Consider the following 13,683-nt stretch of genomic DNA (forward strand, 5'->3'; position numbering starts at 1 on the left):
TTATCTGCCCAAGGCGCTCCCGCATGTCTACCCGCGAAAACACCGGCATGGCCCTCGGCCTGCTCGGCGTGGTCATTTTCAGCCTGACCCTGCCCATGACCCGTATCGTCGTGCAGGAACTGCACCCACTGCTCAATGGGCTGGGCCGGGCGCTGGTCGCAGCCATTCCCGCCGCCGCGCTGTTGCTCTGGCGCCGCGAAAAATGGCCGACCTGGCAGCAAATAAAAGGGCTGAGCCTGGTAGCGCTGGGGGTCATTCTGGGGTTCCCGGTGTTTTCCGCGTGGGCCATGCAAACCGTACCGGCCTCCCACGGGGCTCTGGTCAACGGCCTGCAACCGCTGTGCGTAGCGGTGTACGCGGCCTGGTTGTCCCACGAGCGCCCGTCAAAAGCCTTCTGGGCCTGCGCCGCGCTGGGCAGCGTTTTAGTGCTGTCCTACGCCATGATCATGGGTGCCGGGCAGATCCAGGCCGGCGACCTGCTGATGCTCGCCGCCATTGCGGTGGGTGGCCTGGGGTATGCCGAAGGTGGGCGACTGGCCCGTGAAATGGGCGGTTGGCAGGTGATCTGCTGGGCGCTGGTACTGGCCAGCCCGTTGCTGCTAGGGCCGGTGGTGTACCTGGCGCTGCAGCATCAGGGCGAGGTCAGCAGCAAAACCTGGTGGGCCTTCGGTTATGTTTCGCTGTTCTCGCAGTTCATCGGTTTCTTTGCCTGGTACGCCGGCTTGGCGCTGGGCGGCATCGCCCGGGTGAGTCAGGTGCAGTTGCTGCAGATCTTCTTCACTATCGCCTTTTCCGCCCTGTTCTTTGGCGAGCAGGTCGAGCCGATTACCTGGGTGTTTGCCACCGGGGTGATTCTGACTGTGGTACTGGGCCGGCGCACACGGGTGCATCCGGCCCAGCGCCCAGCCAAGGTTTAGGCCGCGAGCAAACCGTCAGCCCGCAGCAAGGTCTCCAGGCAGTGCTCCTGAACCCCATAGAACGCTTTGAGCTCCTGGATTCTGGCCATCAACACGCTCGCATCGACCGGATCGCGACGCTTGATCGCCAGGATCATCTTGTTCTTGTTGGTGTGTTCAAGGGAAATGAACTCGAACACCTTGGTCTCATAGCCGCAGGCTTCCAGGTACAGCGCGCGCAAGCTGTCGGTCAGCATTTCAGCCTGCTGGCCCAAATGCAGGCCATATTGCAGCATCGGCTTGAGCAGGCCCGGGGTGTGCATTTGCGGGCGAATCTGTTTGTGGCAGCACGGCGAGCACATGATGATGGCTGCACCACAGCGGATACCGGTGTGGATGGCATAGTCGGTGGCGATGTCGCAGGCATGCAGGGCAATCATCACGTCGATGGCGCTGGGCACAACGGTGCGCACGTCGCCATGTTCGAAATGCAGGCCTGGGTGCTCCAACTGAGCCGCAGCCTTGTTACACAGCTCGACCATGTCCTGGCGCAGCTCGACGCCGGTGACCTGGGCCTCACGCTGCAGGGTGTTGCGCAGGTAATCATGGATGGCGAAGGTCAGGTAACCCTTGCCCGAGCCGAAATCCGCGACACGCAGTGGCTGCTCTGCGCCCAGGGTCGAGCTGCCGAGGGCATGGGAAAACACCTCGATGAACTTGTTGATCTGTTTCCACTTGCGCGACATGGCCGGAATCAGCGCATGCTGCTTGTCGGTGACACCCAGGTCGACCAGAAACGGTCGGCTCAGTTCCAGGTAGCGTTTCTTCTCCCGGTCATGCTCGCCCGCCGGCGCCTGACGTGCCTGCTGTGCTGCGCTGTGGTGCAGCATCGGCTTGCCTTTCTTGCTGAACTCCAACTGGGCTTCATCGCTGAGGCTCTGCAGGTGGGCGTTGCGAAAACTGCCTGGCAGCAGTTCAGCCACCAGTGCCAGGGCTTCGTCGACCGGCAGATTGCGGGTGATGTCGCGGGTTTGGTAGCGGTAGACAAACGACAGGCAAGCCTGGCCCTTGACGGTCAGCGGCTTGGCGATCACCCGTTGCAGGGCTTCTTCGGTGCCGACATGGCGCGCCAGCACCAGTTTGATCAGGGCATTCTGCTGCAGGCAGGTGGCGAGCAGGGCCAGAAACTGCGCACGCGCATCCGGCGCGGCCTGGGCGGTAGGGGTATCGGACATCAGGAGTGGGTGCCTCGGAGTGCGGGGACGCGCCAGTCGGCGCCAGTGCCGGGCATTTTACGTGGATGACCGGCGCAGGCACAGCTTTTGTCGATGATTGCCCTGCCCTTACGGCAATATCACCAGGCGATTGGGCAATTCATTACGGGCCTGCGTCAGTGGCACATGGGCACTCAACAGTTCGCCACACGCCTGAATACAGTCGAGAAAACCCTGCAAGGTCTGGCCTTGCCCGACCTGCCCGGTGAAGCGCTGCACAATGCTGTCCCAGACCTGATTGTCCAAATGCCGGGAAATGCCTTCGTCGACCAGAATCTCCACATAGCGCTCGGCTTCGCTGACAAAGATCAGCATGCCGGTGCTGCCCACCGTGCGGTGCAGGTTCTGTTCAAGGAACTGCCGCCGAGCCAGGTTCGAGGCCCGCCAATGGCGCACAGCGCGCGGAATCAAGCGGGTGGTCAGGCGCGGCACACGAAACACCAGACTGAACACAATGAAGGTCAACCATTGCGCGATCAGCAGCCCATGCCCACCCGGCCAGCCGCTGAGGTAATAGATGATGCCCGGCAGCACCAGTGCCAGCAGGCTGGCCCAGAGCAGCGGGATATAGGTGTAGTCGTCAGCCCGAGCGGCCAACACCGTGACCAGTTCCGCGTCGGTGTTGCGCTCGACCTGGGCAATCGCCTCGGCGACCTGCCGTTGTTCAAATTCACTGAGCAATGCCATGCACTGTGGCTCTTGTTGATAAGTTGTCTACCAGCCGCCCGATGAGCCGCCACCGCCAAAACTGCCGCCACCGCCACTGAAGCCGCCCCCACCCGAACCGCCACCGAAGCCGCCAAGGCCGCCACCAAAACCGCCGCCGCGCCCGCCTCGCCCACCGCTCAAGCCCAAGCCTTGCAAGGTGAAGGCGAGTACCACCAGCAAGATGAACAAGCCGATGGTCCAGCCACGCGAGCCGCCTTCGGCCTCCGCGCCCGTCGCCTGGGCCGGTTCGGCCAAGGGGTTGCCCCCCAATACCTGAATAATCGCCGCCGTGCCCTGAACGATACCTTGGCTGAACTCGCCGCGCCGAAACGCCGGGGTAATGATGCTGTTGATGATGACGGAGGCCTGGGCATCGGTCAGGCGCTCTTCCAGCCCGTAGCCGACCTCGATACGCAGCTTGCGCGCCTGCGGCGCGACGATCAGCAATGCGCCATTGTCCTTGCCGCGCTGGCCGATCCCCCAGTGCCGTCCTAGCTGGTAGCCGTAGTCTTCAATGCTCATGCCTTGCAGGTCAGGCAAGGTGACCACCACCACCTGCTCACCACCGCTGGCCTGCTCATGGGCCGCCAACATCTGGCTGAGCTGGGCAATACTGGCCGCATCGAGCAAATGAGCCTCGTCCACCACGCGCCCGGTCAGGGCCGGGAAGCTCGGTTCAGCGCGCAGCGTCAAGGCTGCACAGAGCAGTGCCAGCAGCACAGCAGCCTTGAGCAGGCGCATCAGAATTTCACTTCAGGGGCTTTGTCGGCATCGGCACTGGTCGCCTCGAAGGTCTCACGCAGCGGCATGTCGCTGTACATCAAGCTGTGCCAGATACGCCCGGGAAAGGTGCGGATCTCGGTGTTGTAACGCTGGACGGCGGCGATGAAATCCTTGCGCGCCACGGCAATCCGGTTTTCCGTGCCTTCGAGTTGCGACTGCAGGGCCAGAAAATTCTGGTTCGACTTCAGCTCCGGGTAACGCTCGGAAACCGCCATCAGCCGGCTCAAGGCCCCGCTGAGTTGAGCTTGTGCCGCCTGGAACTGGCGCAATTTTTCCGGGTCGTCCAAGGTACTGGCGTCGACCTGAATCGAGGTGGCCTTGGCCCGGGCCTCGACAACGGCGGTCAGGGTGGTCTGCTCTTGCTTGGCATAGCCTTTTACCGTTTCCACCAGGTTGGGAATCAGGTCGGCGCGCCGCTGGTACTGGTTCTGCACTTGCGCCCAGGCCGCCTTGACCTGTTCGTCATACTGAGGAATGTTGTTGATCCCACAGCCGGCCAGCAGGCTGGACAGCATCAACACGACCCAGAGCCGTATCGCTTTGGCATGAAGTACCTGCATCGTCATCGTGCTCCTTGATTACCCGTAAAAGTCCGGACTTCAGGCATAATCGCCGGCCATCGCTGGAACGCGATGGCACAATCGGCTAAAAGATCCCAGCCCATTACAACAATAGCTGCTCCCCCAATTTCGGCTGTGCAGTCTCCCTGGTGAATACTGCTCTGAGCCTTGAGAACGAATAGTCATGAACAAACTCTGTTTGCTGGGCCTGCTTGTCAGCCTGGCCAGCCATACCGCCTTTGCCGATACCACTACCGAGCCGCAGAAGAACAAGCAGGCGTTTATTGCCGACCTGATGCAGCAAATGACGCTCGAGGAAAAAATCGGCCAGTTGCGCCTGATCAGCATCGGCCCCGATATGCCCCAACCGCAGATCCTCAAGGAGATCGCCGCGGGCAATATCGGCGGTACGTTCAACTCCATCACCCGTAGCGAGAACCGTCCGCTGCAGGATGCGGCAGTGAAGAACAGCCGGCTGAAGATCCCGATGTTCTTCGCCTATGACGTGATCCACGGCCACCGCACCATTTTCCCGATCAGCCTGGCGCTGGCCTCCAGTTGGGACATGGACGCCATCCACACGGTCGCCCGTACCTCGGCAGTGGAGGCCAGTGCCGACGGTATCGACATGACCTTCGCGCCCATGGTCGATATCGCCCGTGACCCGCGCTGGGGCCGCAGCAGTGAAGGCTTCGGTGAAGACACCTACCTGGTTTCGCGGATCTCCAAGGTGATGGTCGAGGGCTTTCAGGACAACAACCCGGCATCGGCGACCAGCCTGATGGCGAGCGTGAAGCACTTCGCCTTATATGGTGCAGTGGAAGGCGGGCGCGACTACAACACCGTCGATATGAGCCCGATCAAGATGTACAACGACTACCTCCCGCCTTACCGCGCCGCTGTCGATGCGGGTGCAGGCGGGGTGATGGTGGCGCTCAACTCGATCAACGGTGTACCGGCGACGGCCAACACCTGGTTGATGAATGACCTGCTGCGCAAGGAGTGGGGGTTCAAGGGCGTCACGGTCAGCGACCATGGTGCGATCTTTGAACTGATCAAGCACGGCATCGCCCGTGATGGTCGCGAAGCGGCGAAGCTGTCGATCAAGGCCGGCATCGACCTGAGCATGAACGACTCGCTGTACGGCCAGGAACTGCCGGGCCTGCTCAAGTCCGGCGAGATCAATCAGGCGGATATCGACAATGCCGTGCGTGAAGTGCTGGGCGCCAAGTACGACATGGGCCTGTTCGAAAACCCGTACCGACGCATCGGTATCGCCAGCGAAGACCCGGCCGACACCTACGCCGAAGGACGCCTGCACCGCGATGCCGCCCGTGATGTAGCGCGCCGCAGCATGGTATTGCTGGAAAACCGCAACCAGACCCTGCCCTTGAAGAAGCAGGGCACCATCGCTCTGGTCGGGCCGCTGGCCGATGCCCCTATCGACATGATGGGCAGTTGGGCCGCGGCAGGCCGCCCGCGTCACTCCGTGACCGTGCATGACGGTATGCGCCGTGTGCTGGGCGAACGCGCCCGCGTGATCTACGCCAAGGGTGCAAACATTACCCACGACAAGGCGATCCTCGATTACCTGAACTTCCTCAACTTCGATGCACCGGAAATCGTCGACGACCCACGCCCTGCGGCAGTGATGATCGATGAAGCGGTCAAGGCTGCGCAGCAAGCAGATGTCGTGGTTGCCGTGGTTGGCGAATCGCGGGGCATGTCCCATGAGTCGTCCAGCCGCACCACGCTGGAAGTCCCCGCCAGCCAACGCGCCCTGATCAAGGCCTTGAAAGCCACCGGCAAACCGCTGGTGCTGGTGCTGATGAACGGCCGACCATTGTCGCTGACCTGGGAACGCGAACAGGCCGATGCCATGCTCGAAACCTGGTTCAGCGGTACTGAAGGCGGCAACGCCATCGCGGACGTACTGTTCGGCGACTACAACCCGTCCGGCAAACTGCCAATGACCTTCCCGCGTTCGGTCGGACAGGTGCCGATGTACTACAACCACCTGAGCATTGGTCGCCCATACACACCGGGCAAACCGGGCAACTACACCTCGCAGTACTTCGAGGAACCCAACGGCCCGCTCTACCCGTTCGGCTATGGCCTGAGCTACAGCGAGTTCAGCCTGTCGGAGCTGACGCTGTCCCGCAAGACCCTGAAGCCTGGGCAAACCCTCGATGCCAGCATCCGGGTGAAAAACACCAGCAAGCGTGACGGTGAAACCGTGGTTCAGTTGTACGTTCGCGACGTCGCGGCGTCGATTAGCCGGCCCATCAAGGAGCTGAAGAACTTCCAGAAAATCAGCCTCAAGGCGGGCGAAGAACGCATCGTTCATTTCACCCTCAGCGAAGACGACCTGAAGTTCTACAACGCTCAATTGAAGTACGCTGCAGAGCCTGGCGAGTTCAACGTGCAGGTCGGGCTGGACTCAGAGGCTGTGAAACAGCAGAGTTTCGAGCTGCTGTAAGCGGTCGCCGCGATGTCCAAGGGGAAGTGCCGAGATGCCTTCCCCGTTGCCGGGATTCTGTTTGCCATGCCTATTTCCTTTCGCGCCATGCGCTTGGGCCTGATGCTGTTCCTGATGCTCACAGGCATGCTCTTGAGCACGGCGTGGGCCTGGCAGCACGCCCAGCGCCAGGCCTTGCTGGAAGATGCCTCCAGGGCGAGCCAGCAACTGGGGCTGTACGCCAATTCGCTACACACCCTGATCGAACGCTACCGCGCCTTGCCCGCGGTGCTGGCCCTCGACCCGGAACTGATCGCAGCCCTCAGCGGCCCGGTTACAGCCGAGGTTCAAGAGGCGCTCAACCACAAGCTGGAGCGTATCAACGGCGCGGCCAATTCCTCGACCCTGGAACTGCTGGACCACACGGGCCTGGCCGTCGCCGCCAGCAACTGGCGTTTGCCCAGCACTTACGTTGGGCAGAACTATGCGTTCCGCCCCTACTTCAAACAGACCATGAACCAGGGCAGTGGGCGTTTCTACGCCGTAGGGGTCACCAGCGGCATCCCTGGCTACTTCCTCTCCAGTGCGGTCAAGGACAGTAACGGGCGCTTTCTCGGGGCGATGGTGGTCAAACTGGAGTTTCCGGAGCTGGAGCGGGAGTGGCGCCAGGGCAACGATATCCTGCTGGTCAGTGATGCCCGCGGCATTATCTTCATCGCTAACCAGGACGGCTGGCGCTACCGCGAACTGCAACCGCTTGGCGCCGAAGACCGCAAGGAGCTGGAGCAAACCCGGCAATACGACAAACAGCCGCTGGTACCTCTGAAACATCATCCACTGAACCGCTTTGATGACAACAGCCAACTGGTCAGTGTCCAGGGGCCAGCAGGCACCAGGGACTACCTGTGGGAAAGCCTGCCGCTGGGCACTGAAGGCTGGACACTGCACCTGTTGCGCTCGCCCCAGGTGACTGAAGACGGGCGCAACGCAGCCCTGGCGGCTGCCGCGTTATGGCTAAGCCTGTTCTTTGCGCTGCTGTTCATCAGCCAGCGCCTGCGCATGGCACGCCTGCGCCAACGTAGCCGCCAGGAGCTGGAGTGTTTGGTCGAAGCCCGCACCCGCGACCTGCGTACCGCTCAGGAAGGCTTGGTGCAGTCCGCCAAACTGGCCGCCCTGGGGCAGATGTCGGCCGCCCTGGCCCACGAGATCAACCAGCCGCTGACCACCCAGCGCATGCAACTGGCTACCTTGCGCCTGCTCCTCGACAATGAACGCCTCGACGAAGCGCGTAAGGCACTGGAACCACTGGAACAGATGCTGACCCGCATGGCGGCCCTGACCGGGCACTTGAAAACGTTCGCCCGCAACAGCCCCAGCGGCCTGCGCGAACGCCTGGACCTGGCCACGGTGGTGGATCAGGCCATGCAGTTGCTAGATCCGCGTATCCGCGCCGAGGGTGTCAGTACGGCGCTGTACCTGGCCCGACCAGCCTGGGTGCGTGGCGATGCGATCCGCCTTGAACAGGTGCTGATCAACCTGCTGCGCAATGCCCTCGACGCCATGCTCGACAAGCCCTACAAACGCCTGGAAGTGCGCATTGAGGTCGACCAGCACGATTGGAAGCTGAGCATACTGGACAGCGGTGGCGGTATTGCCGACGAACACTTGGGCAACGTTTTCGACCCGTTTTTCACCACCAAACCTGTGGGTGAAGGGCTTGGCCTGGGTCTTGCTATCTCCTACGGTATCGTCCATGAAATCGGTGGTCGCCTGCAGGTTGAAAACCTGCCGGGTGGCGCCCGCTTCACCCTGACCTTGCCCAGCGATACGGAGCCAGCATGTTGAATTCGGTGATCGTCGTTGATGACGAAGCCAGCATCCTTACTGCGGTGGAGCAGTGGCTGACGCTGTCGGGCTTCAGCGTTCAGTTGCACAACCGTGCCGAGGCGTGCCTGGCACAATTGCCCGAGCACTTCCCCGGTGTGGTGGTGAGCGATGTGCGCATGCCCGGCATGGATGGCCTGCAACTGCTGGAACAGCTGCAAGCACGCGATGCCGACCTGCCGGTGATCCTGCTGACCGGCCATGGCGATGTGCCGATGGCCGTACAGGCCATGCGCAAGGGGGCCTACGACTTTCTGGAAAAGCCGTTCAGCCCCGAAGACCTGCTCAGCAGCCTGCGCCGCGCTTTGGAAAAGCGCCAATTGGTGCTGGAAAACCGCTCGCTACATGAGCAGGCCGACCTCAAGGCGCGGCTGGAGTCCACGTTGCTTGGCATGTCCCAAGGCATGCAGCAGTTACGCCGTCAGGTACTGGAGCTCGCCGCGCTACCGGTCAATGTCCTGATACGTGGCGAAACCGGTAGCGGCAAGGAGCAGGTTGCCCGTTGCCTGCACGATTTCGGCCCGCGTGCGAACAAACCTTTTGTCGCGCTTAACTGCGCGGCGATCCCCGAGCAGTTGTTTGAAGCTGAGCTGTTCGGCCACGAAAGCGGTGCCTTCACCGGTGCTCAGGGCAAACGTATTGGCAAGCTGGAATACGCCAACGGCGGCACGGTGTTCCTCGACGAAATCGAGAGCATGCCCTTGGCTCAACAGGCCAAGCTGCTGCGCGTCTTGCAGGAACAGAAGCTGGAACGCCTGGGGGCCAACCAGAGCATCGCCATCGACCTGCGGATCATTGCCGCGACCAAACCCGATCTGCTTGAAGAGGCCCGCGCCGGGCGCTTTCGTGAAGACCTTGCCTACCGCTTGAACGTCGCCGAACTGCACTTGGCGCCGTTACGCGAGCGCCGCGAAGACATCCCCTTGCTGTTCCAGCATTTCGCCCGCACCGCCGCCGCACGACTGGCCCGTACCCCGCCCGTTTTAAGCGGCGCACAACTGGGCAACCTGCTCAGCCACGATTGGCCAGGCAACGTGCGCGAACTGGCTAACGCTGCTGAGCGCCACGTTCTGGGCCTGACACCCCCTCAAACGCTGGCGGTAGAAGGTGGGCAGTCGCTGAGCGCCCAGACAGAGGCCTTTGAGGCCCAATGCCTGCGTGCGGCACTTACCCGCAACAAGGGCGATATCAAGGCAGTGCTCGAGGAGCTGCAACTGCCCCGGCGCACCCTCAACGAAAAGATGCAGCGCCACGGCCTGCAGCGTGAAGACTTTCTCGACCGGCCCTGAGCCAATAAGCGGATTCTTGCTGATCACCCCCTGACCGATAAGCGAATTTCCGCTCACCAGAGAGGCTAAACCCTTCTAGAACAGGCCTCTGGCATCTGGCACAGCTCCTGCTATGGCACAGGCAAGCTGCGTTTCGGCGCGCTCCACAAAAACAACGAGAAGGATCCATCATGGATAATTCAAGCACCCTGTCTGTCGGGGCGGCCATCGCGCCTGCCGCAGAAAAAAACACTGCCAGCCGGCTCAAGTCGATCTTCAGTGGCTCCATCGGCAACATGGTCGAATGGTACGACTGGTACGTCTACGCCGCATTCTCGCTGTATTTCGCCAAGGCTTTCTTCCCAGCAGGCGACTCCACCGCACAACTGCTCAACACCGCCGCGATCTTCGCCGTGGGCTTCCTGATGCGCCCTATCGGCGGCTGGCTGATGGGCCTGTACGCCGACCGCAAGGGACGCAAGGCTGCGCTGATGGCCTCGGTGCTGTTGATGTGTGCCGGCTCGCTGCTCATCGCCCTGACTCCCGGCTATGAAACCATCGGGGTTGCAGCCCCTGTATTGCTGGTGATCGCCCGCTTGATGCAGGGCCTGTCCGTGGGCGGTGAATACGGTACTTCGGCTACCTACCTCAGCGAGATGGCCAGCAAGGAGCGCCGTGGTTTCTTCTCCAGCTTCCAGTACGTGACGCTGATCTCCGGCCAGCTCATCGCCCTGGCTGTGTTGATCGTCCTGCAACAGACACTGACCACCGAAGAGCTCTACGCCTGGGGCTGGCGCGTACCGTTCGTGATCGGCGCGCTGTGTGCAGTGGTTGCGCTGTACCTGCGCCGTGGCATGGAAGAGACCAGCTCGTTCACCAAGAAGGAGAAGTCCAAGGAAAGCCTGATGCGCACACTGATACGTCATCCCAAGGAGCTGATGACGGTAGTTGGCCTGACCATGGGCGGTACCCTGGCCTTCTACACCTACACCACCTACATGCAGAAGTACCTGGTAAACACGGTGGGCATGACCATCAGCGACTCGACCACCATTTCAGCGGCCACAATGTTCCTGTTCATGTGCCTGCAGCCAGTGATCGGCGGCCTGTCCGACAAAATTGGCCGTCGTCCGATCCTGATTGCCTTTGGTGTTTTGGGAACACTGTTCACCGTACCGATCCTCAGCACCCTGCACACCATCCAGACCTGGTGGGGTGCGTTCTTCCTGATCATGGCTGCACTGATCATCGTCAGTGGCTACACCTCGATCAACGCCGTGGTCAAAGCCGAGCTGTTCCCTACCGAGATCCGCGCCCTGGGCGTTGGCCTGCCCTATGCACTGACCGTATCGATTTTCGGCGGTACCGCCGAATACGTGGCGCTGTGGTTCAAGAGCAATGGCATGGAAGCCGGCTTCTACTGGTACGTCACCGCCTGCATCGCCTGTTCGCTGTTGGTGTATGTATTCATGAAGGACACCCGCCAGCATTCTCGAATCGTCACCGACTGATACAGCAGTCTTTTTGGGATGCAGGTTTGCCTGCGATGGCGTCGGCGCAGGGATCAGCGCCCAAATACAAAAAAGGGGGCCAGTAATGGCCCCCTTTTTTGCTGTTCAGTGCCTCACGAAAGTTCGGCGGCGACTGGCCGTTGCTCACGTCCTTGGTAGTACGAAGCTGCGACAATCAGCACCAACAGCACACCACCCAGCACCAGCGATGAACCGACGGTGCCGAAATCCAGCCCGCCCTTTTCGTGCGGCTTGGTCAGGAAGTCGCCCAAGGTGGCGCCGAATGGCCGAGTCAGCACAAACGCTACCCAGAACAGCAACACACCCGACAACCGCGTCCAGTAGCGCGCCAACACCACCACGCCAATGGCCGAACCGATCAGCAACGCACCACCGGCAAAGCCCAGGCCGGAGTCGTCGGCCAGGTAGTCGCCCAACGCGGTACCCAGGGTGTTGGAGAACAGAATCGCGGCCCAGTAGAACAGCTCGCCACGCCGCGTTTGAACATGGCTGACGTTGAGCGAGTCACCGCTGAAGCGCCACGCAACAAAAATCACCGCCAGAATGCCGATCAGGATCATCGAACCACTGGCATAGCCCAAGCCCAGTGTGCGGTCCATGAAATCGGACATCGTCGTACCGGCGGTACTGGTCGACAGAATCACCAACCAGTACAGCACCGGGCTGTAGGTACGGGAAAACAGCTGGGTAACCAGGGTCGCCAGGAAAATGCTGATCAGAATGACCGAACTGAGGGCATAGCCAACGTTCAGGGTCATTGAAAGCAAGTCACCGGCGGTTTCGCCCAAGGTGGTTGCACAGATCTTCATGACCCAGAACGCCAGGGTTATCTGAGGAAGTTTATTCACGCGTTCACCGCTCCAGGAAAAAGTGCGGCAAGGCTGCGTAAAGGCGGATGAAAAACCAGTCGAGCAGAGATGAAAAATTCGTTGGATTTTTTTGTTTCGCCATATGTATCGAATTAACTGATTTATACGCGTTATTTTTTGCGCTTTTTTATCAATTTAACGAGCGTAACATTGAACCCATAGCAACACACAACCCCTCACTACCCCGGAGCAACCACCATGAAAAGCAAACTGATCCTGACCCTCGCCTTCTCGGTTCTGGCTGCAAACGCATTCGCTGAAGATGGCTTTGAACGTACCCATGCTCACAGCTTTACCAGCGAGCACAGCCAATCAGCCGGCTATGTCGAAGACGGTTTTGATCGGACGGGGGCTGGCAAATTTGCTGAAGACGGCTTTGACCGCACCGGCGCTGGCAAATTTGCCGAAGACGGCTTTGACCGCACCGGCGCTGCCAAGTTTGCCGCAGATGGTTTCGACCGCACCCAGGCCCACCGCTTCAGCTAATACAACGGCAACGACATGCTCAACGCCCGGCTTCGGCCGGGCTTGGTCGTTTTCAACGACGATGGACCTTGGCACACTAGCAGGCCGTAAAATTGCTAGCAGACCCTCGATGTACTACTACGAACCCGCAGAAGGCCATGGCCTGCCCCACGATCCCTTCAACGCTATCGTCGGCCCACGACCGATTGGCTGGATCTCTAGCCAGGACGCAGAAGGTCGCCTGAACCTCGCGCCGTACAGCTTTTTCAACGCGTTCAATTACATCCCACCGATCATCGGCTTCTGCAGCGTCGGGCGCAAAGACAGCCTGAACAACATCGAGCAGACCGGCGAGTTCGCCTGGAACCTGGCTACCCGTCCCTTGGCCGAAGCCATGAACCAGAGCTGCGCAGCAGTGGCGTCGCACGTCGATGAGTTCGCCTTGAGCGGGCTGACACCCGCCGCCTCGAAGGTAATCGCCGTACCACGCGTGCAGGAAAGCCCGGTGTCATTTGAATGCAAGGTGACGCAGATCGTCCAACTGCAACGTGCCGACCAGGCGCTGGTACCGAGTTGGCTGATTCTGGGTGAAGTGGTGGCCGTGCATATCGCCGAGCATCTGCTCAAAGAGGGTATCTACGACACGGCGGCCGCCGAGCCGATCCTTCGTGGTGGCGGCCCGGCGGACTACTTTGAACTGGGCAACCTGTTCAAGATGCCCCGTCCACAGGTGTGAGTTACCAGCGCAGTTCGGCGTCCTCGCTGATCCCGACCAAGCGCTCTAGTTCGCCACACGCCGCGACGTCAGCTTCGTGAGCAGTCTTGAAGGTCTGGCCCGGCAGCACTTTGTGGAAGCGTGGTGCACCACCGGCGCCCAGACCTTTTACCGCGATGGCGGCACTGTAACCGCCCTCTCCCGGAACCACGGCCGAAACGGCCTCGTACTGTGCAAACTCTCTGCGTGCCATGGAGTTGAAACCTGCCTC

13 protein-coding genes are annotated in these 13,683 nt (G+C 61.0%); 7 read left to right on the top strand and 6 right to left on the bottom strand.

What is annotated here, in order from left to right; genetic code table 11:
• Window positions 1-23 precede the first annotated feature (23 nt).
• Window positions 24-917, top strand: coding sequence for a DMT family transporter (locus EKA13_RS07055; RefSeq protein WP_065758677.1), 894 nt, complete (start codon window positions 24-26; stop codon window positions 915-917).
• Here the strand turns inward: EKA13_RS07055 and EKA13_RS07060 are convergent.
• The 4 genes from EKA13_RS07060 to EKA13_RS07075 form a co-directional block, all read right to left on the bottom strand.
• The gene (locus tag EKA13_RS07060; protein WP_065758678.1) at window positions 914-2,131 is read right to left on the bottom strand and encodes a class I SAM-dependent methyltransferase; all 1,218 of its coding nucleotides are present in this window, start codon (window positions 2,129-2,131) and stop codon (window positions 914-916) included. The two genes, EKA13_RS07055 and EKA13_RS07060, sit on opposite strands and share 4 nt — an antisense overlap.
• A gap of 108 nt (window positions 2,132-2,239) precedes the next feature.
• A complete protein-coding gene (locus tag EKA13_RS07065) occupies window positions 2,240-2,857 on the bottom strand; it encodes a TPM domain-containing protein (RefSeq protein ID WP_065758679.1) in 618 nt (205 codons plus the stop codon).
• A 27-nt stretch (window positions 2,858-2,884) separates the two neighbouring features.
• Entirely contained in the window at window positions 2,885-3,619 is a 735-nt protein-coding gene (locus EKA13_RS28600) for a TPM domain-containing protein (protein ID WP_065758680.1), read from the bottom strand.
• The gene (locus tag EKA13_RS07075) at window positions 3,619-4,221 is read right to left on the bottom strand and encodes a LemA family protein (RefSeq protein WP_099775660.1); all 603 of its coding nucleotides are present in this window, start codon (window positions 4,219-4,221) and stop codon (window positions 3,619-3,621) included. Before EKA13_RS07075 ends, EKA13_RS28600 begins: the two co-directional genes overlap by 1 nt.
• A 184-nt stretch (window positions 4,222-4,405) precedes the next feature.
• Between EKA13_RS07075 and bglX the strand changes: the two genes are divergently transcribed.
• The 4 genes from bglX to EKA13_RS07095 all read left to right on the top strand — a co-directional run bounded on the left by bglX (window position 4,406) and on the right by EKA13_RS07095 (window position 11,342).
• Window positions 4,406-6,700 (top strand): beta-glucosidase BglX, encoded by a 2,295-nt coding sequence (gene bglX, locus EKA13_RS07080; RefSeq protein ID WP_065758682.1) that lies wholly within the window; start codon window positions 4,406-4,408, stop codon window positions 6,698-6,700.
• Between the two features lie 66 nt (window positions 6,701-6,766).
• Window positions 6,767-8,524 carry a sensor histidine kinase gene (locus EKA13_RS07085; RefSeq protein ID WP_065758683.1) on the top strand — a complete coding sequence of 586 codons (1,758 nt, stop codon included), beginning with the start codon at window positions 6,767-6,769 and terminating at the stop codon, window positions 8,522-8,524.
• The gene (locus EKA13_RS07090; protein WP_065758684.1) at window positions 8,518-9,852 is read left to right on the top strand and encodes a sigma-54-dependent transcriptional regulator; all 1,335 of its coding nucleotides are present in this window, start codon (window positions 8,518-8,520) and stop codon (window positions 9,850-9,852) included. Before EKA13_RS07085 ends, EKA13_RS07090 begins: the two co-directional genes overlap by 7 nt.
• Before the next feature lie 170 nt (window positions 9,853-10,022).
• Window positions 10,023-11,342 carry an MFS transporter gene (locus tag EKA13_RS07095; RefSeq protein ID WP_065758685.1) on the top strand — a complete coding sequence of 440 codons (1,320 nt, stop codon included), beginning with the start codon at window positions 10,023-10,025 and terminating at the stop codon, window positions 11,340-11,342.
• Window positions 11,343-11,455: 113 nt separating this feature from the next.
• Here the strand turns inward: EKA13_RS07095 and EKA13_RS07100 are convergent, their stop codons facing one another.
• A complete protein-coding gene (locus EKA13_RS07100) occupies window positions 11,456-12,211 on the bottom strand; it encodes a COG4705 family protein (protein ID WP_065758686.1) in 756 nt (251 codons plus the stop codon).
• A gap of 219 nt (window positions 12,212-12,430) precedes the next feature.
• On the opposite strand from EKA13_RS07100, the gene EKA13_RS07105 reads away from it, so the two are divergent.
• Both EKA13_RS07105 and EKA13_RS07110 read left to right on the top strand, forming a co-directional pair.
• On the top strand, window positions 12,431-12,718 hold the full coding sequence (locus EKA13_RS07105; RefSeq protein WP_065758687.1) for a hypothetical protein: 288 nt from the start codon (window positions 12,431-12,433) through the stop codon (window positions 12,716-12,718).
• Between the two features lie 109 nt (window positions 12,719-12,827).
• Window positions 12,828-13,433 (top strand): flavin reductase family protein, encoded by a 606-nt coding sequence (locus tag EKA13_RS07110; protein ID WP_065758688.1) that lies wholly within the window; start codon window positions 12,828-12,830, stop codon window positions 13,431-13,433.
• Window position 13,434: 1 nt separating this feature from the next.
• Here the strand turns inward: EKA13_RS07110 and EKA13_RS07115 are convergent, their stop codons facing one another.
• Window positions 13,435-13,665 carry a hypothetical protein gene (locus tag EKA13_RS07115; protein ID WP_065758689.1) on the bottom strand — a complete coding sequence of 77 codons (231 nt, stop codon included), beginning with the start codon at window positions 13,663-13,665 and terminating at the stop codon, window positions 13,435-13,437.
• Window positions 13,666-13,683: the final 18 nt, after the last annotated feature.

The organism is Pseudomonas defluvii (assembly GCF_001695625.1).
Classification (GTDB): Bacteria; Pseudomonadota; Gammaproteobacteria; order Pseudomonadales; family Pseudomonadaceae; genus Aquipseudomonas; species Aquipseudomonas defluvii.